The following is a 22,799-nucleotide window of genomic DNA, read 5'->3' as shown; positions in this document are numbered from 1 at the left end:
CACGCTCCACCGACAAGCGGCGTCCACGCCGCTTGTCGGTCCGGACCCGTAACGTGTATTCCGTGCGACCCATTACCGATCTCGAACGCAAAGTGGCGCCCTTCGAGGTCGTCAGTCCCTATCGGCCGTCCGGTGACCAGCCGCAGGCGATCGATCTTCTCGAACAGCGGGTCAACGCGGGCGACAAGAATGTGGTGTTGCTCGGTGCGACCGGCACCGGGAAATCGGCGACGACCGCGTGGATGATCGAGCGGCTCCAGCGGCCGACCCTTGTCATGGCGCCCAACAAGACCCTCGCGGCACAGCTCGCCAACGAGTTTCGTGAGCTGCTGCCCAACAACGCCGTCGAGTACTTCGTCTCGTACTACGACTACTACCAGCCCGAGGCGTACGTCCCGACCACGGACACCTACATCGAGAAGGACTCCTCGATCAACGAGGAGGTCGAGCGGCTGCGGCACTCGACCACCAACTCGCTGCTGACCCGGCGCGACGTGATCGTGGTGGCGTCCGTGTCCTGCATCTACGGCCTCGGCACCCCGCAGGAGTACGTCGACCGGATGGTGCGGCTGCGGGTCGGCGAGGAGATCGAGCGGGACGCGCTGCTGCGCCGCTTCGTCGGCAACCAGTACACCCGCAACGACGTCGCGTTCACCCGCGGCACCTTCCGGGTGCGCGGCGACACGATCGAGATCTTCCCGGTGTATGAAGAGCTGGCCGTGCGGATCGAGATGTTCGGCGACGAGATCGAGTCGCTGATGACGCTGCACCCGCTCACCGGCGAGGTGGTCAGCGAGGACGAGGAGCTCTACGTCTTCCCCGCCACCCACTACGTGGCCGGCCCCGAGCGCATGGAGCGCGCGGTCGCCGGGATCGAGCGCGAGCTCGAGGAGACGCTCGCCCGGATGGACAAGCAGGGCAAGGTGCTGGAGGCCCAGCGGCTGCGGATGCGGACCACGTACGACATCGAGATGCTCCGCCAGATCGGCACCTGCTCCGGCATCGAGAACTACTCGCGGCACATGGACGGCCGCGAAGCCGGCACCGCGCCGAACACACTCCTCGACTACTTCCCCGAGGATTTCGTGCTGGTGCTGGACGAGTCGCACGTGACCGTGCCGCAGATCGGCGCGATGTACGAGGGCGACGCGTCGCGCAAGCGCACCCTGGTCGAGCACGGCTTCCGGCTGCCGTCCGCGATGGACAATCGCCCGCTGAAGTGGGAGGAGTTCCTGGAGCGGGTCGGGCAGACGGTGTACCTGTCCGCGACCCCCGGCAAGTACGAGCTGGCCAAGGCGGACGCGGTGGTCGAGCAGATCATCCGCCCGACCGGCCTGGTCGACCCCGAGGTCGTGGTCAAGCCGACCGAGGGCCAGATCGACGACCTGCTGCACGAGATCCGCACCCGGGCCGAGAAGGACGAGCGGGTCCTGGTCACCACGCTCACCAAGAAGATGTCCGAGGACCTCACGGACTACTTCCTGGAGCAGGGTGTGCGGGTGCGCTACCTGCACAGCGACATCGACACGCTGCGCCGGGTCGAGCTGCTGCGCGAGCTGCGACTGGGCGAGTACGACGTGCTGGTGGGCATCAACCTGCTGCGCGAGGGCCTGGACCTGCCCGAGGTCTCGCTCGTGTCCATCCTGGACGCGGACAAGGAGGGCTTCCTGCGCTCGGGCACCTCGCTGATCCAGACCATCGGTCGCGCGGCGCGCAACGTGTCCGGCCAGGTGCACATGTACGCGGACAAGATCACCCCGTCGATGGCCAAGGCGATCGACGAGACCAACCGTCGACGGGCCAAGCAGATCGCGTACAACACCGAACGCGGCATCGACCCGCAACCGCTGCGCAAGAAGATCGTGGACATTCTCGACTCGATCTCGCGCGAGGACGCGGACACCGCCGATCTGCTGTCCGGCAACAAGGGTCGGCAGAAGGCGCCGGTGCCCTCGCTGGGCAAGAAGGCGGCGGCGGACAATCTGCCCGCGGCCGATCTCGCGGACATGATCCGGGTGATGACCGAGCAGATGCACGCCGCAGCCTCGGAACTGCAATTCGAACTGGCCGCGCGGTTGCGCGACGAGGTCGGGGAGCTGAAGAAGGAGCTTCGCGGGATGAAGGCGGCGGGCATCGCGTAGCACGATGTCCGGGACGGATCGCGGGGATGAGGGAACGGCCCGTGAAGTCCGTACGTCTTGACCGGTAGGTTCGTGATCCTGAATGTCACCGAGGGGGCTCGCCGGGACACCGGCGGCTCCCGAGGACTACTCTGCGGCCAGTGTGGGCCCGCCCCGACCACGGGACGGCGTTCGCGCGCCGCGTGACCAAATCTGTGAGGGGAGACGTCGCCAGTGGCCGTCAACATGTCCAAGGGCCAGAGGATTTCACTCGACAAGCCGGGTGGTGGCGAGCTGACCATGGTCCGGATGGGCCTGGGATGGGACGCCATCAAGCGCCGCGGCCTGTTCGGCAGCCGGGAGAAGGAGGTCGACCTCGATGCCTCGTGCGTGCTCTTCGCCGAGAACCAGCCGGTCGACGTCTGCTACTTCGGCCAGCTCACCAGCAAGGACGGGTCCGTTCGCCACACCGGCGACAACCTGACCGGGCACGGTGACGGCGACGACGAGTCGATCCTCGTGGACCTGTCCCGCGTGCCGGTGCACGTGGACCAGATCATCTTCACGGTCAGCTCGTTCCAGGGGCAGACCTTCCAGGAGATCGAGAACGCGTTCTGCCGGATCGTGGACGAGACCACGAACACCGAGCTGGCGCGCTACACGCTCTCCGGCGGTGGCAACTACACGGGCCAGATCATGGCCAAGCTCTACCGGCACGGCACCGGCTGGAAGATGGCCGCGATCGGCGAGCCCGCGCACGGTCAGACCCTGCGCGACCTGCTTCCGGCTCTGATGGCGCACCTGTAGGACGCACAACCAAACATGGTGAGCGGGCCGGGACGGGCGGATCACGCCTCCCGGCCCGCTCGCGCGGGGTCCGTCCCGGCGGGGCGGGGAGGGGACGAACGCACGTGAGCACCGAACTGGTACGGGGTCAGAACCTGGCACTGCCCGACACGCGGGTGGAGGTCGAGATCGCGGCGCAATGCCCGGTCGAGCTGGTGGCGACCCTGGTGGGCGCCGACGATCGGGTCCGCGGCGACGACGATGTGATCCAGCGCGGTGGTGTCGACACCGTCGGGGTGGCCATCCGTCAGGCCGGTGCGACCTTCGAGCTGGACAAGCTGCCCGCCGAGATCGAGCGGGTGCTGGTGGGCGCCTCGCTGGAGGGCGGCGGCGTGGACCGGTTCGGCGTGGTCGCGGCGCCGGTGGTCACCGTGCGGGCGGCCGGCGAGGACCTGGCCACGTTCCGGATCACCGATCTGGGCAGCGAGCGCGCGCTGCATACGGTCGAGCTGTATCGACGCCAGGGCGCCTGGAAGGTGCGCGCCGTCGGGCAGGGCTACGAGGCCGGCCTGGAGGCGCTGCTCAGGGACGTCGGCGTGCAGAACCGGGCGCGGGTGGTGGACCGGGCGCGCACCGCGCTCGGCGGACCCGCCGCCGCGCCGTTCAGCGCCGCGAACGCGCCCACCGAGCCGCGCGAGCCGGGCACCGTGCCGCGAGTGGACCCGAACGGCGGCATGGCGTGGGCCGCGGCCCCGCCGGACGTCGAGCGCGAGGCCGCGCAGCGGGCCGCGCGGCGCGAGGTGGAGAAGCTGTACGAGCAGGTCTGGGGCGTGTTCGAGGACGCGGCGCGATCGGCCGCCGCCTACCGATCGGCGATCGAGTACGCCGACGGTCGGTTGGACAAGGAGCTGGAAGGCGTCCTGAACGACCCGGCCGCGCGCTTCTCGCCGGCGGGGCTGGCCGCGCAGGACACCGCGCGTGATCGGCACCGGGCGCTGGCCGAGCAGGCCAAGGCCGTGCTCGACCGGGACACCGCGCAGCTGGTCGGCGAGGTCGAGCAGCTGGAGCCGAACCTGCCGCCGGTGATGGCGCGTTGGGACAGCACCTCGTGGGCCGGGTGGCAGGCGCCCGAGGACGGGGCGCCGGCGATTCGGCTCGGCGACCTGCACCTGCCGGAACGGCCGGAGCTGCGAGTGCCGATGGTGTTGCGGTTGCCGATGGATCGCGGGTTGTGGATCGACACCGGCGCGACCGGCCTGGAGGGCGAGCGGGGCAACGGCGCGGAGCGGGCCGACGAGCTCGCGGTGTCGCTGACCGCGCGGATGTTCGCGGCGTTCCCGGTGGGCGAGTTCAAGGTGCACGTGATCGACCCGGCGGGCAAGGGTACGGCTGCCGCGCCGTTGCAGCCGCTTGCGTCGTCCGGGCTGTTGGTGGGACCGGTGGCCACCGACGCGGCCGACGTGTCCGCGCTGCTCGGGCGGATCCTGGACCGGATCGAACTGGTGCGGATGGCGGTGGCCAACGACGCGGTGGACTCACTGCCGAGCGATCTGGACCTGGCCCGGCAGTTGGTCCTGGTGCACGACTTCCCGTTCGGCTTCGACGATCGCAGTGCGGCCCAGTTGCGGCACATCGTCGAGGAGGGGCCCAGGGTCGGGGTGCATGTGATCGTGGTGGGTTCGCGCGGGGACGCCGAGTCGTTCGGGCCGCTGCTGGATCCGTTGTGGCGCTCGCTGTTGCGGCTCACCGCGATCCCGGAGGACCACATCATGGACCCGTGGATCGGGCTGCCCTGGGTGTACACGGCGGACCTGCCCTCCGGCGGCGCGGACGCCACGCGGCAACTGTTGTCGTGGGTCGCCGGCACGAACGGGCGCTGAGCGCGCGGGATTCGGCCTTCGGCAGGGGGCGGCCTCGAACGCCCGCCGGGCTGAAGGGGGTCGCTCGAAGCGGGCAGTTCGTGGCAATGCGGCGAAAGTGGCGGGGCGGGGGTCATAGACTCTCGCCCCGTCGGTCGTGACCGAGGCGGCCGGGGGAGAGGGATGTCGCCTTGTTCGCCTATGCCGATCCCGGGCGCATGCTCGGGGTGCCCGCCGAGGTCGCTCGGACCGAATTCGCGGTCGTCGACCTGGAGACCACGGGGTTCTCGCCGGCCCGCGGGGATCGGATCGTGGAGATCGGCGTGGTGCGGATGCGCGGCACCGGTGAAGTGCTGCGCGAATGGACCACGCTGCTGGATCCGGGGCGCTCGGTGGGCGCGAGCCACGTGCATCGGATCACCGCCGCCGACGTGGTGGGCGCGCCCCGGTTCGCGCAGATCGCCGGCGAGTTGGCCGGCCTGCTCGCGAACGCCGTGGTGGTCGCCCACAACGCGTCCTTCGAACAGCGTTTCCTGGAGGCCGAGTTCGTCGCGGCCGGCCTGGCCCCGCCGACGTTGCCCGCGCTGTGCACGATGAGGCTGGCGAAGGCGTCCGGGCTGCCACTGGCCGACCACAAGCTCGGGACATGTTGTGCGTACTTCGGCCTGACCTTCCCCGACGCGCACGCGGCCCTGGCCGATGCCCGGGTGACCGCGCGCCTGCTGCCGCTGCTGCTGGCCGGCCTGGGCACCCGCAGTCTGGGTCTGCCGGTGCCGCCCGCCCGGGCCCCGGAGCGGTTGCCCGCGCCCGTGCTCAAGCCGCGCCGGGGGTTCGCGCCGGTGCTCTGACGGGTGTCCGGGCGCTCCCGGCGGGCCGCCGCAGGCCGGTCTCCGACAACCTGTCACCAGGATTTGGCAAAGGATCGCTTGGTGTTTCCTTTACCTTCTGGCATCCTGGAGGCAATCGGAGGGGTACATCCCCCCTCCGGCGATGACGCGACCCCCCACGTCTGCCGGAGGCGCAGTGGACGTTTCACCCGTTGCCTGGATCCTGACCATCGTCGTGCTGTTGGCACTGGTGGCAGTCGATCTGTTCCTCAATCGCAAACCGCACGAGGTCACCCTCAAGGAGGCGTCCCTCTGGGGCATCTTCTGGGTCGGTCTCGCCGTCGTGTTCGGAATCGGCCTGTGGGTCTTCTCCGGATCGGCACCCGCCGGCGAGTTCTTCGCCGGCTTCATCACCGAGAAGTCGCTGAGCGTCGACAACCTGTTCGTGTTCGTGCTGATCATGGGCAAGTTCGCGGTGCCGCCGCAGTATCAGCAGCGGGTGCTGCTGGTCGGCGTGCTGCTCGCGCTGGTGCTGCGCGGCATCTTCATCGCCGCGGGCGCCGCGGTCGTCGCCGCGTTCTCGTGGGTCTTCTTCATCTTCGGCGCGTTCCTGCTCTGGACCGCGTGGAAGCTGATCAAGGAGGCCCAGTCGGACGAGGAGGAGGAGTTCGAGGAGAACGCCCTCCTGCGCAAGGTCGAGAAGGTGTTGCCGACCACCGACGGCTACCGCGACATGAAGCTCGTGGTGAAGGAGAACGGCAAGCGCTTCGTCACCCCGATGCTGATCGTGATGATCGCCGTCGGCACCACCGACGTGCTGTTCGCCCTGGACTCGATCCCGGCGATCTTCGGCCTCACCAAGGAGCCGTACATCGTCTTCACCGCGAACGCGTTCGCGCTGATGGGGCTGCGCCAGCTGTACTTCCTGATCGGCGGGCTGCTCAAGAAGCTCGTCTACCTGTCGTACGGCCTGTCGGTGATCCTCGGCTTCATCGGCGTCAAGCTGATCTTCGAGGCGCTGCACGGGCAGGGTGTGCACGTGCCGGAGATCGGCATCCCGCTCTCGCTCGGCGTGATCGGGGTGACCCTGGCGGTGACCACGGTGCTGAGCCTGCGCAAGACGAAGAAGGACGAGCGCGCGGCGGCCGAGGAGGCCGCGAAGGCGGGCCGGGACGCGAGCGTCTAACCCGGAAGCGGTACGGCCGGCGGCCCCTGGGCGAGGAGCACCTCGTGCGGGGGCCGCTTTGTCGTGGACGGCCGCAGTCGCACGCCCACGCTGCCGCACAGGCAGCGGGTGTAGACGACTTCGCCCTGTGATGTGGGGTGTCGGGACAGTACGGTCATGCGCGGATCCTCGATCCGCCCACAGGCGTCGCACCGGGAAGACATCGCGTTGCCCCCATGTTGGCTAGGGTGATCGATAGGGGTAATGAGTGTGTCGGTGTAGCTCCTTACATGTCTCGCAGCCTAGGTAAGGGTTCAATGGAAGTCAACGGTTACCGCAGTGACGGCGTCGGCGCTGCCGTCGCGATGGTCAACGCGTGGACGGGCAGCGACGGCTCGCCACCGGACACCGAGTCCGCGCGAGATGTGCTGAGACCGTTCTCGTTCCTGGTCGACGACCTGGGCGAGGAGGCGCTCGAACCTCTCCTGGAGTGGACGGGCGAGCTGCGCGCGTTCTTCGCGATCACCGACCTGGAGGCGGCCGTCGAGCATGTCAACGGCCTGCTCGCGCGGGTCGAGGTCCGGCCGCGGCTGGTGGATCACGGCTATGGACTGCACCTGCACCACGCGCCGTCGGGGGTGCCGTTCGTGCAGCGCATCCGGATCAACACCGCGATGGGGCTGGCCAACCTGGTGGCCGACTACGGCCTGGGCCGGTCCGGTGTGTGTGCGGCGGCCGGCTGTGAGCGGGCGTTCGCCGACACCTCCCGCAACGGCCGCAAGCGCTACTGCTCGGACGTGTGCGCCAACCGCGCGAACGTGGCCGCGCACCGGGCGCGCCGCAGGGCGGCCGCGCCGGCCGGGGGCTGACTCGACCCGGTGGCCGGGCGGGCCGCTGCGCACCGCGAGAGCCCTGGGCCCCGCCGGACGGGTCGAGTCGCACGCGGGCGCGGGCCGTGCCGACGCGCGGCCCGCGCCGGGTTGCCGACCGCCGGCCCGCCGACTACCAGCGGCGTTCGCGCCACTCGGTCAGGGCGGGGCGCTCGGCGCCCAGGGTCGTGTCGTTGCCGTGGCCCGGGTAGACCCAGGTCTCGTCCGGGAGCGGGTCGAACAGCTTGTGTTCGACGTCGTCGATCAGCCGATCGAAGGCGGCCGGGTCGCCGAAGGTGTTGCCCACCCCGCCGGGGAACAGGCAGTCGCCGGTGAACAGGTGCGGGTGACCCTTGGGGTCGTCGTACAGCAGCGCGATGCTGCCCTCGGTGTGGCCGACCAGGTGGATGGCCCGCAGTTCGATCGCGCCGAAGGCGATCGTGTCGCCGTCGTCCACGAGTACGTCGGTGGCCACCGGGATGGCCTCGGCGTCGGCGCGTCCGGCCACGGTGGTCGCGCCGGTGTGCGCGACCACCTCGGCGAGCGCCTGCCAGTGGTCCTGGTGTCGATGGGTGGTGACCACCTTCGCGAGGCCGCCGCCGCCCACCAGGGTGATCAGCGTGCCCGCGTCGTTGGCCGCGTCGATCAGCAACTGTTGATCGGTGGCGCGGCAGCGGAGCAGGTAGGCGTCGTTGTCGTAGGGCCCGACGGCCACCTTGGTGATCATCAGATTGGCCAGCTCGCGCACGGCCGGGGCGCCGCCGACCTTCACGGATCCGTGATACGTCATGCGAGCCATCCTCCCCGTCCGCGCCCCCTCTCGGCTACCGGCCGGCGCCGGCGTCGGCCACATCCACCCGTTACATCCAGGCGGGCAGCGGTGGCAGCCGGCCGAACGGCTCGACGATCAGGCCGTCGCCGTCGGTGCGGCCGATCAGCCACGCGAGCAGCGACTGACGGCGACCGGAGACGACCGCGGCGGGGGCCACGCCCTCCGGGCCGATCAGCAGCTCGCGGTGGGTGATGTCGTCGCGCAGCAGCAGCGGCGGGCAGTCCGGCCGACCCCGGAAGGAGGCCGCGACCTCGTTCAGCTCGCGCTCGGTGTACTCGGTCGGCCAGTGTGCCGGCGTCCAGCCCGCGTCCAGGTCGACATGGTGGATGTACAGCTCGCGCAGTCGTTTGGCGGGCAGCGTGGTGGCGGCGATCTCGCCCGCGTTGCGCGCGGTGACCTTGGCGCCCCACGCGGTCGGCGTCATCGCGGTGAACGCCTGGGCGAACCGGCCGGACGCGTCGTACAGGTCGGTGAGCTGCTCCGGCAGCGGCCGACCCGCACCCTCCTCGATGGCCCGGTCGCGGGCGTCCCCCGGCGGGTACATCGGCGTCGGGATCCCGGTGCGGGCCCAGTCCAGCAGGTTGGTCAGGGCGTCCGCGTTGCGTGCGAGGTGGGTCAGCACATGGCCCCTGCTCCACCCGGGCAGCAACGACGGACCGGCCAGGTGCTCGGGCGTCAGCCGTTCCGCGGTCGCCAATACCTGCGTGGTCGCGTCGTTGATCTCCGCGAGCAGTGCGGCGGGGTCGAACCCGTCCGTGGTCACGCGCATACCTCCCCCGGATCGCCCCCGCCGCCGTGTTGCGGGACGAGACGGGTCCCGGTGCGGCGAGGTCTTGGGGTTTCACCTTAGTGGCGTGGGCCGGCCCGAGTGTTCGGGCCGAAGCTTCACACGAAGGAGTGAAGAGTGACCGCAGGAAGTTTTGTTCGAATGAATGTGCGATAGCCTGGCGGCTCAAAGGGAACAAAAACCTGCCCTGGGCTGCTTACGATGGCGCGAGGCACGGCTTCGACCGGCATCGTCCCGGTCAGCACTGCCTTGATCCGCACTGTCGACGCGTAGCGATCAGCTCGACACCATTCAGCCGCAGCGGCATGTCGTCGAAGGGTTTCGATTCTCAAGTGGCCGACCGTCTCATCGTCCGTGGCGCGCGCGAGCACAACCTCAAGGACGTCTCCCTCGACCTGCCGCGCGACGCGCTCATCGTCTTCACCGGGTTGTCCGGCTCCGGCAAGTCCTCGCTCGCGTTCGACACCATCTTCGCGGAGGGACAGCGCCGCTACGTCGAGTCGCTGTCCTCCTACGCGCGCCAGTTCCTCGGGCAGATGGACAAGCCCGACGTCGACTTCATCGAGGGCCTGTCGCCCGCGGTCTCGATCGACCAGAAGTCGACGAACCGCAACCCGCGCTCCACGGTCGGCACGATCACCGAGGTCTACGACTACCTGCGCCTGCTCTACGCCCGGATCGGCCATCCGCACTGTCCGCAGTGCGCCCGCCCGATCGCCCGGCAGAGCCCGCAGCAGGTGGTCGACCGGGTGCTGGAGCTGGAGGAGGGCACCCGCTTCCAGGTGCTCTCGCCGATCGTGCGCGAGCGCAAGGGCGAGTTCGTCGACCTGTTCGCCGAACTCCAGTCCAAGGGCTACAGCCGGGCCCGGGTGGACGGCGCGGTGATCCAACTGACCGACCCGCCCAAGCTCAAGAAGCAGGAGAAGCACACCATCGAGGTGGTCATCGACCGCCTGACCGTCAAGTCCTCGGCCAAGCGCCGGCTGACCGACTCGGTGGAGACCGCGCTCTCGCTCGGCTCCGGGATGGTCATCCTGGACTTCGTCGACCTGCCCGAGGACGACGCCAACCGCGAGCGGATGTTCTCCGAGCACCTCTACTGCCCGTACGACGACCTGTCGTTCGAGGAGCTGGAACCGCGCTCGTTCTCCTTCAACTCGCCGTTCGGCGCGTGCCCCGACTGCACCGGCATCGGCACCCGGATGGAGGTCGACCCGGAGCTGGTGGTGCCCGACGGGCAGAAGTCGCTGGACGAGGGCGCGCTCGCGCCGTGGTCGAGCGGACACGCCTCGGAATACTTCGGCCGGCTGGTCTCCGCCCTCGCGGACGAGATGGGCTTTCGTACCGACATCGCCTGGGACGGGCTGCCGCAGCGGGCCAGGAAGGCGCTGCTGAACGGCCACAAGACGCAGATCCACGTCAAGTACAAGAACCGCTACGGGCGCGAGCGCTCCTACTACACGTCGTTCGAGGGCGCGCTGCCCTACATCGTGCGCCGGCACTCCGAGGCGGAGACCGACACCAGTCGCGAGCGCTTCGAGGGCTACATGCGCGAGGTGCCGTGTCCCACGTGTCGCGGCGCCCGGCTCAAGCCGATCGTGCTCGCGGTGACCATCGCGGACAAGTCGATCGCCGACGTCGCGTCGATGTCGATCAGCGACTGCGCCGAGTTCCTCGGCCGGATCAAGCTGGTGGCGCGGGAGAAGAAGATCGCCGAGCGGGTGCTCAAGGAGGTCAACGAGCGGCTGAAGTTCCTGGTCGACGTGGGCCTGGACTACCTCTCGCTGAGTCGGGCCGCGGGCACCCTGTCCGGCGGCGAGGCGCAGCGCATCCGGCTCGCCACCCAGATCGGCTCCGGTCTGGTCGGCGTGCTGTACGTGCTCGACGAGCCGTCCATCGGCCTGCACCAGCGGGACAACCACCGGCTCATCGAGACCCTGGTCCGACTGCGCGACATGGGCAACACGCTGATCGTGGTCGAGCACGACGAGGACACCATCCGGATCGCCGACTGGGTCGTGGACATCGGTCCCGGCGCGGGCGAGCACGGCGGTGAGGTGGTGCACTCGGGCAGCTACAAGGAGCTGCTCAAGAACAAGCGCTCGGCGACCGGCGACTACCTCTCCGGCCGCAAGTCGATCGCCACGCCGACCGAGCGCCGGGTGCCGGACAAGAAGCGGCGCCTGGTCGTGCACGGCGCCCGGGAGAACAACCTGCAGGACGTCGGCGTGGCCTTCCCGCTCGGCGTGTTCACCGCGGTCACCGGCGTGTCCGGCTCGGGTAAATCGACCCTGGTCAACGACATCCTGTACACCCACCTGGCCCGCGAGCTCAACGGCGCGCGCCTGGTGCCGGGCCGGCACACCCGGATCACCGGGACCGAGCTGGTGGACAAGGTCGTGCACGTGGACCAGGGCCCGATCGGGCGCACCCCGCGCTCGAACCCGGCCACCTACACCGGCGTGTTCGACCACGTGCGCAAGCTGTTCGCGGAGACCACCGAGGCCAAGGTGCGCGGCTACCTGCCGGGCCGGTTCTCGTTCAACGTCAAGGGCGGCCGCTGCGAGAACTGCTCGGGTGACGGCACCATCAAGATCGAGATGAACTTCCTGCCGGACGTCTACGTGCCGTGCGAGGTCTGCCACGGCGCGCGGTACAACCGGGAGACGCTCGAGGTGCACTTCAAGGGCAAGAACATCTCCGAGGTGCTCGACATGCCGATCGAGGAGGGCCTGGCCTTCTTCGAGGCGGTCCCCGCGATCGCCCGGCACCTGCGCACGCTCAACGACGTCGGCCTGGGCTACGTGCGGCTCGGCCAGCCCGCGACCACGCTGTCCGGCGGCGAGGCGCAGCGGGTCAAGCTCGCCTCCGAGTTGCAGCGCCGCTCCACCGGCAAGACGGTCTACGTGCTCGACGAGCCGACCACGGGTCTGCACTTCGAGGACATCCGTCGGCTGCTCGGCGTGCTGACCAGCCTGGTCGACAAGGGCAACACGGTGATCGTGATCGAGCACAACCTCGACGTGATCAAGACCGCCGACTGGGTGGTCGACCTGGGCCCCGAGGGCGGCAGCGGCGGCGGTCTGGTCGTCGCGGAGGGCACTCCCGAGGAGGTCGCCGAGGTGGCCGGCAGCCACACCGGCAAGTTCCTCCAGAACGTGCTGTACGACCGACGGTGACGTGAGCGGCACCTGGGCCGGGTGCGAGGATTGACCGGCCTCACGGTGGCGTGGCCCCTCCGGGCCACGCCACCGGCGTCACCGTTCACAAGGAGAACCCGGATGACCCCGCAGCAGCAGCCCAGGCCCGAGACCGCGAGCGAGTGTGCGGCCGACCACGGGCCGGACCGGCGCACCCTGCTGCGAGGCGCCGCGGTGGTCGGCGCGGTCGGCGCCGCCGGACTCGGTCTGACCGCGTGTACCGCGGAGAACCAGCCCGCGTCGCCGCACGAGAAGAAGCTGCTCGACGGGCCGGTGACGGTGGGTCGCTCCGAGGACGTGACGGTCGGCAAGGGCAAGGTCTACACCGACACCTCGATCGTGGTGACCCAGCCCGCCAAGGACGATTACAAGGCGTTCGACGCCCGTTGTCCGCACCAGGGGTGTCTGGTCACCAAGGTCGACCAGGGTGTCATCCAGTGCCAGTGCCACGGCAGCCAGTTCTCGATGAACGACGGTTCCGTCGTCCGCCGACCCGCCAAGCGCGGTCTGACACCGCTGCCGGTCACGGTCGCGAACGGCGAGATCGTGGTGGGTTGACCGCGAAAATCTGTTGGAGCCAGCACATAGGGTGGAGAAATGGACCCGTCGTCGTACCGGCCCGCGCCCGGCCAGATCCCGACGTCGCCCGGTGTGTACCGGTTCAGCGACGAGCACGGGCGCGTCGTCTACGTCGGCAAGGCGAAGAACCTGCGCGCCCGGCTCTCGTCCTACTTCCAGGACCTGGCCAACCTGCACCCGCGCACCCAGAGCATGGTCACCACCGCCTCGGCGGTGGACTGGACCGTGGTCGGTACCGAGGTCGAGGCGCTCCAACTGGAGTACTCCTGGATCAAGGAGTTCGACCCGCGCTTCAACGTCAAATACCGCGACGACAAGAGCTACCCCTCGCTCGCGGTGACCCTCGATGAGGAGTTCCCGCGCGCGCAGGTGATGCGCGGCCCGCACCGCAAGGGTGTGCGCTACTTCGGGCCCTACGGGCACGCGTGGGCCATCCGCGAGACGCTCGACCTGCTGCTGCGGGTGTTCCCGGTGCGCACGTGTTCGGCCGGCGTGTTCAAGAACGCCCGCCAGGTCGGCCGCCCGTGCCTGCTCGGCTACATCGGCAAGTGCGCGGCGCCGTGCACCGGCAAGATCTCCGCCGAGGACCACCGCGCGCTCGCCGAGGACTTCTGCGAGTTCATGGCCGGCCGCACCGGCCCCTACATCAAGCGCGTCGAGCGCGAGATGAAGCAGGCCGCGCAGGCGATGGAGTACGAGAAGGCGGCCCGGCTGCGGGACGACATCACGGCGCTCACCCGGGCCCTGGAGAAGAACGCGATCGTCTTCGGCGACGGCACCGACGCGGATGTGATCGCGCTGGCCGAGGACGAACTCGAGGTCGCCGTCCAGATCTTCCACGTCCGCGGCGGCCGGGTGCGCGGTCAGCGCGGCTGGGTCACCGAGCGGGTCGAGGACGTGGACACCGCCGACCTGGTCGAACACTTCCTCCAGCAGCTTTACGGCGAGCAGCGCGGCGAGGCAGTGCCGCGCGAGGTGCTGGTGCCCGCGCTGCCCGCGGACACCGCGGCGCTGACCCAGTGGTTGTGCGAGCTGCGCGGCGCCAAGGTGGAACTGCGGGTGCCGCAGCGCGGCGACAAGAAGTCGCTCCAGGAGACCGTGCGGCGCAACGCCGCGCAGGCGCTGAACCTGCACAAGCTGCGCCGGGCCGGCGACCTGACCGCCCGCTCGCTCGCGCTCCAGCAATTGGCCGAGGCACTGGAGATGGACACCGCGCCGCTGCGCATCGAGTGCTTCGACATCTCGCATCTGCAGGGCACCGAGGTGGTCGCCTCGATGGTGGTCTTCGAGGACGGCCTGCCGCGCAAGAGCGAGTACCGACGGTTCGCGATCAAGACCTTCGAGGGCCAGGACGACCCGAGGGCGATGCACGAGGTGCTCACCCGCCGGTTCCGGCGCTACAAGTCCGACCTCGCCCGCGACGCGGCCGCCGAAGCGGTCGCGGCCGACGCCGACGACGCGGCCGGCGCGGAGAACAGCGGCCCGATCGACCCGGAGACCGGGCGGCCCAAGCGCTTCGCCTACCCGCCGCAGCTGATCGTGGTCGACGGCGGGCAACCCCAGGTCGCCGCCGCCGTGCGGGCCCTGGAGGAGGCCGGCGTGGTCGACGTGACCGTGTGCGGGCTGGCCAAGCGGCTCGAAGAGGTGTGGGTGCCGGGCGAGGACGACCCGGTCGTGCTCCCGCGCAGCAGCGGCGAGGCGCTGCTGATGCTCCAGCGGATCCGGGACGAGGCGCACCGCTTCGCGATCACCTACCACCGGTCCAAGCGGTCCAAGGCGATGACGGCCAGTGCGCTCGACGGGGTTCCCGGGCTGGGCGCCACCCGCCGCAAGGCGGTACTCGCCCACTTCGGCTCGCTCAAGCGGCTGCGCGCTGCCACCATCGAGCAGATCACCGAGGTGCCCGGCATCGGCCGGGCCACCGCGGTGGCGATCGTGTCGGCGCTCGCCACGCGGGCGCCCTCGGCACCGGCGGTGAACACCGCGACGGGCGAGATCATTGAAGACGACGCCGTCGTTGTGGTCGACGAGGCCGTCGACGCCGACGAGGCGGTCCCGGTTGTACCCCCGAGGCAGGAATCAGCAGGAGGAAGCGTTGAACTCGCCCAGCCGTAGGTGCGGCACGCACCGGGGGGACGCATGAGTACCGAGACGGGCACAGCGGTCGAGGGCACTCCGGAGTTGGTGATCATCTCCGGCATGTCCGGCGCCGGTCGCAGCACCGCCGCCAAGGGCATGGAGGATCTGGGCTGGTTCGTGGTGGACAACCTGCCGCCGTCGCTGATCCCCGCGATGGTCGACCTCGGCGCCCGGACCCAGGGGGCGGTCGCACGGATAGCGGTCGTCGTCGACGTGCGCGGCCGGACCTTCTTCGACGACCTGCGCTCGGCGCTGAGCGAGTTGGACGCGGCCGGCGTGGTGCGTCGGATCGTCTTCCTGGAGGCATCCGACGATGTCCTGGTGCGACGCTTCGAGGGCGTGCGCCGGCCGCACCCGCTCCAGGGCGACGGGCGCATCCCGGACGGCATCGCCCGCGAGCGCGAACTGCTGCGCGAGTTGCGCGGCGAGGCCGACCTGGTGATCGACACCTCCGACATCAACGTGCACCAGCTGCGCGCGAAGATGGACGACCGGTTCGCCGGGTCCGGCGAGCCGCAGCTGCGCGCGACGGTGATGTCCTTCGGCTTCAAGTACGGCCTGCCGGTGGACGCCGACCTGGTCGTCGACTGCCGCTTCCTGCCCAACCCGCACTGGATCCCGGAGCTGCGCCCGCACACCGGCATGGACGAGGCGGTCAGCCGGTACGTGTTCGACCAGCCCGGCGCCAAGGAGTTCCTGGACCGGTACGCCGAGCTGCTGCACATCGTCACCGAGGGCTACCGCCGCGAGGGCAAGCGCTATGTGACGCTCGCGGTGGGCTGCACCGGCGGCAAGCACCGCAGCGTGGCGATGGCCGAACGCCTGGCCCGCCGGCTCACCGAGGACGGCCTGGACACCGTGCTCGTGCACCGCGACATGGGCAGGGAATGAGCGGCCCCAAGGTGGTCGCCCTGGGCGGCGGACACGGGCTCTCGGCCTCGCTGGCGGCGCTGCGTCGGCTCACCGACGACCTGACGGCGATCGTCACGGTCGCCGACGACGGCGGCTCCAGTGGGCGCTTGCGCAAGGACCTGGGTGTGTTGCCGCCCGGCGACCTGCGGATGGCGCTGGCCGCGCTGTGCGGCGACGACGAGTGGGGGGTGACCTGGAGTCGGGTCATCCAGCACCGGTTCCGCCGCGAGGGCGAGCTGAACGGGCACGCGGTCGGCAATCTGCTCCTGGTCGGCCTGTGGGAACTGATGGACGATCCGATCGCGGCCCTGGACTGGATGGGTCGGCTGCTCGGCGCGCACGGGCGGGTGTTGCCGATGTCGGCGGTCCCGCTGGACATCGAGGCGGACGTGGCCGGGCACGACCCGGCCCGGCCGGACGAGATGTCCGTCGTGCGCGGGCAGGCGCAGGTCGCGGTGACCCCGGGCGACGTGCGCGGGATCCGGCTGCTGCCGAGTGATCCGCCCGCCGTGCCGGAGGCGGTCGCGGCCGTTCGTGACGCCGATTGGGTGGTTGTCGGACCCGGGTCGTGGTTCACCTCGGTACTGCCCCACCTGCTCGTTCCCGAGTTGGCGGCGGCCCTGGTGGAGACCAAGGCCAAGCGGCTGCTCGCGCTGAATCTGGCTCCGCAGCCGGGCGAGACGGCGGGTTTCTCGCCGCAGCAGCACCTGGAGGTGCTGGCCGCCCACGCTCCCGGACTGACCTTTGACATCGTCCTCGGCGACCGCGACCGTGTGGAGGACGTACCGGGCCTGGAACAGGCCACGGCGGCGCTCGGTGGACACGTGCACCTGGCCCCCGTTTCGGCGGTCGACGGCACCGCGCGACACGACCCCGAACGGTTGGCCGCAGCCTACGGCCGGATCTTCGTCGATCGTGAAAGGATCGCTCCATGGCGATGACGGCAGCAGTGAAGGACGAGCTCAGCCGCCTCCCGGTCACCCGGTCGTGCTGTCGCAAGGCGGAGGTCTCCGCGCTCTTGCGCTTCGCGGGCGGACTGCACATCGTGGGCGGGCGAATCGTCATCGAGGCGGAGTTGGATACGGCGATGGCCGCGCGCCGCCTGCGCAAGGACATCCTGGAGGTCTACGGGCACAGCTCGGACCTGGTGGTGGTGGCCCCCGGCGGACTGCGGCGCGGCAGCCGCTACGTGGTGCGGGTCGCCGTGGGCGGGGACCAGTTGGCCAGGCAGACCGGGTTGCTGGACGCCCGCGGCCGGCCGGTGCGGGGCCTGCCGCCGCAGGTCGTCTCCGGGGCGACGTGTGACGCGGAGGCCGCCTGGCGCGGCGCGTTCCTGGCGCACGGCTCGCTCACCGAGCCCGGTCGCTCCTCGGCCCTGGAGGTGACCTGCCCCGGTTCGGAGGCGGCTCTCGCGCTGGTCGGCGCGGCCCGTCGGCTCGGCCTGGCGGCCAAGTCGCGCGAGGTGCGCGGCGTGGACCGGGTCGTGGTCCGCGACGGCGACGCGATCGGCGCGCTGCTCACCCGGCTCGGCGCGCACGAGAGCGTGCTGGCCTGGGAGGAGCGGCGGATGCGCCGCGAGGTGCGGGCCACCGCGAACCGGCTGGCCAACTTCGACGACGCGAACCTGCGCCGCTCGGCCCGCGCGGCCGTGGCCGCGGGCGCGCGCGTGCAGCGAGCCCTGGAGATCCTCGGCGAGGAGGTCCCGGAGCACCTGGCCGCGGCCGGCAAGCTGCGGCTGGACCACAAGCAGGCGTCCCTGGAGGAGTTGGGCGGGCTGGCCGAGCCGCCGCTGACCAAGGACGCGGTCGCGGGTCGGATCCGCCGGTTGCTCGCGATGGCCGACAAGCGTGCCGGCGAGCTGGGCATGCCCGGCACGGACGCCGGCCTGTCGGTGGACATACTCGTGTCCTGACCGGCCCCTGGGCCGGTGTGCGCGACCCGAAAACCATTCGAAGGCGTCGAACCGCGAGACATAGGGTCTCCGGGTCGGCGCCTTCGTCCGTTGTCGGAGGAAGGCCGCGCACGCGAGGAAGGAACCACCGCAGTGGACATCCGCACGATCGGCGAGGACGACATCATCCCGTGGACCGACGCCGTCGGCATCGGATTTCTCCGGGTCCCGGACGATGCCAAGGAGACCCGGGAGAAGCGGATCGAGCACTGGCGTGAACGGGCCGACTTCGCCCGCACGCGCGGCGCCTTCGACGGCGGTCGCTGTGTCGGCACCTTCCGCAGCTTCGCCACCGGCCTGACCGTGCCCGGCGGGGCGATGGTGCCGGTGTCGGCGATCACCAACGTCACCGTCTCGCCGACCCACCGCCGGCAGGGCCTGCTCACCGAGCTGATGGGCCTGGACCTGGCGGACGCCGCCGCACGCGGTGAGTCGCTGGCCATCCTGATCGCCGCCGAGTACCGGATCTACGGCCGGTTCGGCTTCGGCGTGGCCACCGAGTACCAGAAGTTCACCCTGGACACGCTGCGCACCGACTTCGTGCCGGACGCGCCGGTCGAGCCCGGTGCCCGGATCGCGCTGGCCACCCCCGAGGAGGTGGTCGAGCTGGGTCCGCCGCTGCACGAGGAGTTCCGTCGACTGCGGGCCGGGGCGATCGCGCGCACCGCGCTGTGGTGGAAGATGTACACCGGCCTGGTCCAGCCGCCGATGGGCGGCCCGACCCCACCGCGCTTCCACGCGGTGTATCGCGATCCGTCGGGCAAGGTCGCCGGGCTGGTGAGCTATCGCACCGACGACCACTGGGACGAGTTCGTGCCCAAGGTCACGCTGACCGTGGACTCGCTGCTCGCGCTCACCCCGGCGGCCGAGATCGCGCTGTGGCGGTTCTGCGCGAACGTCGACTACGTCAATCGGGTCGAGGGCCCCGACCGCAGTCCCGACGAGTTGTTGCCGCTGCTCGTGCAGGATCCGCGGGCGATCACCACGCAGTCGCGCCGCGACTTCGTGTGGGCGCGGATCCTGGACGCGCCCGCCGCGTTCTCCGCGCGCACCTACGGTGCGCGCGATCGGCTCGTGGTCGAGGTGCACGACGACTTGGGCTATGCGGCGGGACGGTTCGCCATCGACGGCGCGGCCGAGCAGGCGCGGTGCGTGCCGACCGGAGACCCCGCGGATCTGGCGTTGGACGTGTCCACGCTGGGTGCGCTCTACCTGGGCGCGGGCTCGCCGGTGCGGCTCGCGGTGGCCGGGCGGATATCCGAGCGCACGCCCGGTGCCGCGGAGCGGGCCGAGGCGCTGCTGCGCACTGCGCGGGAACCGTGGTGCCCCGACTGGTTCTGATCACTATGTGGAATCTCTGCGCGTAGCACTGACCGAATATGACCGTGCGTCAGGTCTCGTGTACCACGCGGTGGTTGCCGTAGCATGCGCAACACCCGGGCGCAGGGATCACGTTCCGTACCTTGAGGTCGTGGTTTCGCGCCGTCCCTATGCACGCCGAACCCACGACTGGGGGGTCGATGAGGCGTCATCGTTCCAGGGGCACCACCACACGAGTCCGTATCGGCACCACGGGAGTCGCGGCGCTCTCACTGGCACTCGGTCTGTTGACCGCAGCGCCGGTGAGCACCGCGGCCCCCGCCGAGAATCCGGTCTCCTATCCCGAGGTGACCAGCGCGCCGCCGGAAGCGAAACTGCCTCCGGCGGGCGACGCAGGTCCGCAGTCATACACGATCACGGCCGACGCGGCACAGGTGAAGCAGATCTTCGACCTGGGCGTGGACCGACACGAGACACAGACCACCAGGGCTGCCGACGGCAAGGCCAAGCTGGAGGTGATCCTGAGCGATGCCCAGGCCGCCAAGCTGCGTGCCGCCGGCATCTCCGTGGAGGCCAAGTCCCAGGCGCAGAACCGAACGGCCGCGCCCGCAGCGGGTGTTTTCCGCAAGTACAGCGGCCCGAACGGCCTCGGCGCCGAGCTGGTCCAGCTCGCCAAGGACCACCCCGACATCGCCAAGACGGTCAGCATCGGCAAGACCGTGCTCGGGCAGGACATCCTCGCGGTCAAGGTGACCAAGAACGTCCGCACCAGCGCCGACGGGTCCAAGCCGGGCGTGTTGTACATGTCCAACCAGCACGCCCGCGAGTGGATCACGCCGGAGATGACCCGCCGGCTCGTGCACCACTACGTGGAGGGCTACGGCAAGGACGACGAGGCCACCAAGCTGGTCTCGGACAACGAGCTGTGGTTCGTGATCTCGGCCAACCCCGACGGCTACGACTGGACCTTCCAGACCGGCCAGCGGCTGTGGCGCAAGAACCTGCGCGACAACAACGGCGACGGCGTGATCACCGCCGGGGACGGCGTCGACCTCAACCGCAACTTCGACTACAAGTGGGGTTACGACAACGAGGGTTCCTCGCCCGACCCGCTGAACGAGACCTACCGGGGCACCGGGCCCTCCTCCGAACCGGAGACCCGGGCGATCGAGGGCTTCGCCAAGCACATCAAGGCGGAGTTCGTGGTCAACTACCACTCCGCCGCGCAGTTGATCCTGTACGGCGTCGGGTCGCAGGTGGCCACGCCCAGCCCCGACGACCAGATCATGATCGCGCTCGCGGGCGACGACGCGCACCCGGCGGTCGCGGACTACGACCCGGACCTGTCCGCCGAGCTGTACGTGACCAACGGCGACACCGACGGGCAGATGAACGAGGCGTACAAGACGCTGTCGTTCACTCCGGAGATGTCCACGTGTGCCACGGCCGCCGGTTACCTGCCGGACGACCCGTACACGGTGGAGAACTGCGGCAGCATCTTCAGCTTCCCGAACGACGAGACGCTGGTTCGAATGGAGTACGCCAAGAACCAGGCGTTCGCGCTCTCGGTCGCCAAGTCGGCCAAGGACCCGGACGACCCGGTCTCCTCGGTCGGGCGCAAGGCCCCCGACCTGGTGGCCGACCGGTTCGAGCACTCCTATGCCGAGGACCACGACGACCAGACCGTCGCGGTGATCGCCAAGCGCTCGCTGACCAACCGCAAGGTCGACTACCGCGTCAACGGCGGCCCGACCAAGACCGCGGGCGTCAAGGAGTGGAAGGGCGGCAAGCGGTACGGCGAGCAGGGCTCGGACTACTACGCCGAATACCGGGGCGACATCAAGAACGTGCGCACCGGTGACCGGATCGAGGTCTGGTTCACCGGCGACAAGGCCGGCACCGGCAAGGTGGAGAGCGATCGCTTCACCTTCACGGTGGAGAGCGGCATCGCCGAGAAGACCGAGACGCTGGTCCTGGCCGACGAGGACTACAAGGGCGTCAACCCGACCTACCCGCCGAACACGGTCGGCCCCAAGTACGCCCAGCAGTACGTGGACGCGCTGGCGGCCAACGGTGTCAAGGCGGCCGTGTACGACGTGGACAAGCTCGGCGCACCGCACCACCTCGGCGTGCTCTCGCACTTCAAGGGCGTGTTCTGGTATCTCGGCGACAACCGACTGACCCAGGACGCGGCCCGGGAGAACACCGACTTCTTCGGTGAGCCGGTCCAGGACGCCCAGGTCACGCCCGTGGTCCAGGACGTGACCACCAACGTGCGCGACTTCCTCAACGAGGGCGGCAAGCTGGCCTACCTCGGCGAGACCGCGAGCTACTACGGTCCCCTGCGCAGCGCGGCGGGCGGCGGCATCTACTACGGCCTGAACGGGCACCCGGACCAGCCCTGCAAGGTCACCGCCGACGCGGCCGGCGACTGCCTGATCGTCTCGGACGACTTCAGCCAGTACTGGCTGGGCGCGTACGACCGGTCGGCGACCAACGGTGCCACCGGCGTGGTCGGTTCGGCCGCGCCGTTGCAGGGCATCGACAAGGCTCTGCCGGGCACGGCCTCCAACCCGCTGAACGAGGCGGGCGGGTTCCTGCCCACCAGCGCGATCCTGACGCCGGACAGGTTCCCGATGTTCGACAGCCGTTCGGTGGCGACCTACTCGGGCAACACGTCCGGGCCGTACTCGCCGGCCGAGGGCTCGTGGTACATCAACGGCCTGCACTCGGACAACGCGTACAAGCGACTGACCCGCACGATCGACCTCACCGGGGTGACGGCGGCGGACGCGGCGAAGCTCACCGCGCAGTTCTCGTTCGACACCGAGCGCGAGTGGGACCACGCGATCGTGGAGGCCCACACGGTCGGTGCCGACGACTGGACGACGCTGCCCGACCTCAACGGCGGGAGCAGCACCAAGCCGCCCACGTCCTGTGAGGGCGGCGACTTCGTCCGGACCCACACGCAGTTGCGGCACTACCTGACGGTGACCACCCCCAAGTGCCTGAGCACCGGCACCACCGGCGCGTGGAACTCCTTCACCGGCAACTCGGGTGGTTGGAAGCCGGTCGCGTTCGACCTGTCCGCGTACGCGGGCAAGAAGATCGAGGTCTCGTTCTCGTACGTGAGCGACTCGAACACCGGTGGCACCGGCCTGTTCGTGGACGACACCAAGGTCACCACCAACGCGGGCGTCGTGGACGCCGAGGGCTTCGAGACCGGTCTGGGCCCGTGGGTCCTGGCCGGCCCGCCGCCCGGTGACCTCGCGCTCGTCGGCTTCACCCGCAGCCAGGCCGCGTTCGGTTCGTCGGTGATCGCCACCGACGACACCATGCTCTTCGGCTTCGGCCTGGAGCAGTTGGCCACCGCGGACGACCGCAAGGTGGTCGTGGACCGGATCCTGCGGGAGCTGTACAAGTAGGTACACCCGATCGTGATGCGCTGATCGG

17 protein-coding genes are annotated in these 22,799 nt (G+C 70.0%); 14 read left to right on the top strand and 3 right to left on the bottom strand.

Features of this window, described 5'->3' with window-relative positions; translation table 11 throughout:
• Positions 1–62: 62 nt before the first annotated feature.
• The 5 genes from uvrB (at position 63) to A3IC_RS0129055 (ending at position 6,778) form a co-directional block, all read left to right on the top strand.
• Positions 63–2,141, top strand: a complete 2,079-nt coding sequence (gene uvrB / locus A3IC_RS0129075; protein ID WP_026218875.1) for an excinuclease ABC subunit UvrB — start codon at positions 63–65, stop codon at positions 2,139–2,141.
• A 213-nt stretch (positions 2,142–2,354) separates the two neighbouring features.
• Positions 2,355–2,927 carry a TerD family protein gene (locus A3IC_RS0129070; protein WP_020553592.1) on the top strand — a complete coding sequence of 191 codons (573 nt, stop codon included), beginning with the start codon at positions 2,355–2,357 and terminating at the stop codon, positions 2,925–2,927.
• 104 nt (positions 2,928–3,031) lie between these two features.
• A complete protein-coding gene (locus A3IC_RS0129065) occupies positions 3,032–4,786 on the top strand; it encodes a TerD family protein (RefSeq protein ID WP_020553591.1) in 1,755 nt (584 codons plus the stop codon).
• A gap of 170 nt (positions 4,787–4,956) precedes the next feature.
• Positions 4,957–5,613: a 3'-5' exonuclease gene (locus A3IC_RS57140; RefSeq protein WP_020553590.1), complete on the top strand. Its 657-nt coding sequence runs from the start codon at positions 4,957–4,959 to the stop codon at positions 5,611–5,613.
• 175 nt (positions 5,614–5,788) lie between these two features.
• Positions 5,789–6,778 carry a TerC family protein gene (locus A3IC_RS0129055; RefSeq protein ID WP_020553589.1) on the top strand — a complete coding sequence of 330 codons (990 nt, stop codon included), beginning with the start codon at positions 5,789–5,791 and terminating at the stop codon, positions 6,776–6,778.
• Here A3IC_RS0129055 and A3IC_RS68990 read toward each other — a convergent pair.
• A complete protein-coding gene (locus tag A3IC_RS68990; protein WP_158696142.1) occupies positions 6,775–6,936 on the bottom strand; it encodes a hypothetical protein in 162 nt (53 codons plus the stop codon). The two genes, A3IC_RS0129055 and A3IC_RS68990, sit on opposite strands and share 4 nt — an antisense overlap.
• 138 nt (positions 6,937–7,074) lie before the next feature.
• Here A3IC_RS68990 and A3IC_RS57135 point away from each other — a divergent pair, with 138 nt between their 5' ends.
• On the top strand, positions 7,075–7,626 hold the full coding sequence (locus tag A3IC_RS57135) for a CGNR zinc finger domain-containing protein (protein WP_020553588.1): 552 nt from the start codon (positions 7,075–7,077) through the stop codon (positions 7,624–7,626).
• Positions 7,627–7,759: 133 nt separating this feature from the next.
• Here the strand turns inward: A3IC_RS57135 and A3IC_RS0129045 are convergent, their stop codons facing one another.
• The gene (locus A3IC_RS0129045; protein ID WP_020553587.1) at positions 7,760–8,416 is read right to left on the bottom strand and encodes an MBL fold metallo-hydrolase; all 657 of its coding nucleotides are present in this window, start codon (positions 8,414–8,416) and stop codon (positions 7,760–7,762) included.
• Between the two features lie 70 nt (positions 8,417–8,486).
• On the bottom strand, positions 8,487–9,221 hold the full coding sequence (locus A3IC_RS0129040) for a maleylpyruvate isomerase family mycothiol-dependent enzyme (RefSeq protein ID WP_026218874.1): 735 nt from the start codon (positions 9,219–9,221) through the stop codon (positions 8,487–8,489).
• A gap of 356 nt (positions 9,222–9,577) precedes the next feature.
• Here A3IC_RS0129040 and uvrA point away from each other — a divergent pair, with 356 nt between their 5' ends.
• The 8 genes from uvrA to A3IC_RS0129000 all read left to right on the top strand — a co-directional run bounded on the left by uvrA (position 9,578) and on the right by A3IC_RS0129000 (position 22,771).
• Complete coding sequence (gene uvrA / locus A3IC_RS0129035) at positions 9,578–12,424, top strand: excinuclease ABC subunit UvrA (protein WP_020553585.1); 2,847 nt, start codon at positions 9,578–9,580, stop codon at positions 12,422–12,424.
• Positions 12,425–12,526: 102 nt separating this feature from the next.
• Complete coding sequence (locus tag A3IC_RS0129030) at positions 12,527–13,003, top strand: Rieske (2Fe-2S) protein (protein ID WP_020553584.1); 477 nt, start codon at positions 12,527–12,529, stop codon at positions 13,001–13,003.
• A gap of 39 nt (positions 13,004–13,042) precedes the next feature.
• Positions 13,043–15,139, top strand: a complete 2,097-nt coding sequence (uvrC, locus tag A3IC_RS0129025; protein ID WP_020553583.1) for an excinuclease ABC subunit UvrC — start codon at positions 13,043–13,045, stop codon at positions 15,137–15,139.
• Between the two features lie 24 nt (positions 15,140–15,163).
• Positions 15,164–16,054 carry an RNase adapter RapZ gene (gene rapZ, locus A3IC_RS0129020; RefSeq protein WP_020553582.1) on the top strand — a complete coding sequence of 297 codons (891 nt, stop codon included), beginning with the start codon at positions 15,164–15,166 and terminating at the stop codon, positions 16,052–16,054.
• The gene (locus A3IC_RS0129015) at positions 16,051–17,016 is read left to right on the top strand and encodes a gluconeogenesis factor YvcK family protein (protein WP_020553581.1); all 966 of its coding nucleotides are present in this window, start codon (positions 16,051–16,053) and stop codon (positions 17,014–17,016) included. Before rapZ ends, A3IC_RS0129015 begins: the two co-directional genes overlap by 4 nt.
• On the top strand, positions 17,007–17,987 hold the full coding sequence (gene whiA / locus A3IC_RS0129010) for a DNA-binding protein WhiA (RefSeq protein WP_020553580.1): 981 nt from the start codon (positions 17,007–17,009) through the stop codon (positions 17,985–17,987). Before A3IC_RS0129015 ends, whiA begins: the two co-directional genes overlap by 10 nt.
• A gap of 132 nt (positions 17,988–18,119) precedes the next feature.
• A complete protein-coding gene (locus A3IC_RS0129005; RefSeq protein WP_020553579.1) occupies positions 18,120–19,367 on the top strand; it encodes a GNAT family N-acetyltransferase in 1,248 nt (415 codons plus the stop codon).
• 281 nt (positions 19,368–19,648) lie between these two features.
• Positions 19,649–22,771 carry a M14 family metallopeptidase gene (locus A3IC_RS0129000; RefSeq protein ID WP_020553578.1) on the top strand — a complete coding sequence of 1,041 codons (3,123 nt, stop codon included), beginning with the start codon at positions 19,649–19,651 and terminating at the stop codon, positions 22,769–22,771.
• The last annotated feature ends 28 nt before the right edge of the window (positions 22,772–22,799 follow it).

The organism is Embleya scabrispora DSM 41855 (assembly GCF_000372745.1).
In the GTDB taxonomy this organism is placed as follows: Bacteria; Actinomycetota; Actinomycetes; order Streptomycetales; family Streptomycetaceae; genus Embleya; species Embleya scabrispora.
Note: the sequence above shows the minus strand (reverse complement) of the source record. Positions and strands in the feature narration are given on the sequence as shown.

Bases quoted from the DNA above. Each gene is read 5' to 3' on its own strand.
- A3IC_RS68990 (WP_158696142.1), bottom strand. From the start codon at position 6,936: ATGACCGTACTGTCCCGACACCCCACATCACAGGGCGAAGTCGTCTAC.
- A3IC_RS57135 (WP_020553588.1), top strand. From the start codon at position 7,075: ATGGAAGTCAACGGTTACCGCAGTGACGGCGTCGGCGCTGCCGTCGCG.
- A3IC_RS0129045 (WP_020553587.1), bottom strand. From the start codon at position 8,416: ATGACGTATCACGGATCCGTGAAGGTCGGCGGCGCCCCGGCCGTGCGC.
- A3IC_RS0129030 (WP_020553584.1), top strand. From the start codon at position 12,527: ATGACCCCGCAGCAGCAGCCCAGGCCCGAGACCGCGAGCGAGTGTGCG.
- uvrC (WP_020553583.1), top strand. From the start codon at position 13,043: ATGGACCCGTCGTCGTACCGGCCCGCGCCCGGCCAGATCCCGACGTCG.
- rapZ (WP_020553582.1), top strand. From the start codon at position 15,164: ATGAGTACCGAGACGGGCACAGCGGTCGAGGGCACTCCGGAGTTGGTG.
- A3IC_RS0129015 (WP_020553581.1), top strand. From the start codon at position 16,051: ATGAGCGGCCCCAAGGTGGTCGCCCTGGGCGGCGGACACGGGCTCTCG.
- whiA (WP_020553580.1), top strand. From the start codon at position 17,007: ATGGCGATGACGGCAGCAGTGAAGGACGAGCTCAGCCGCCTCCCGGTC.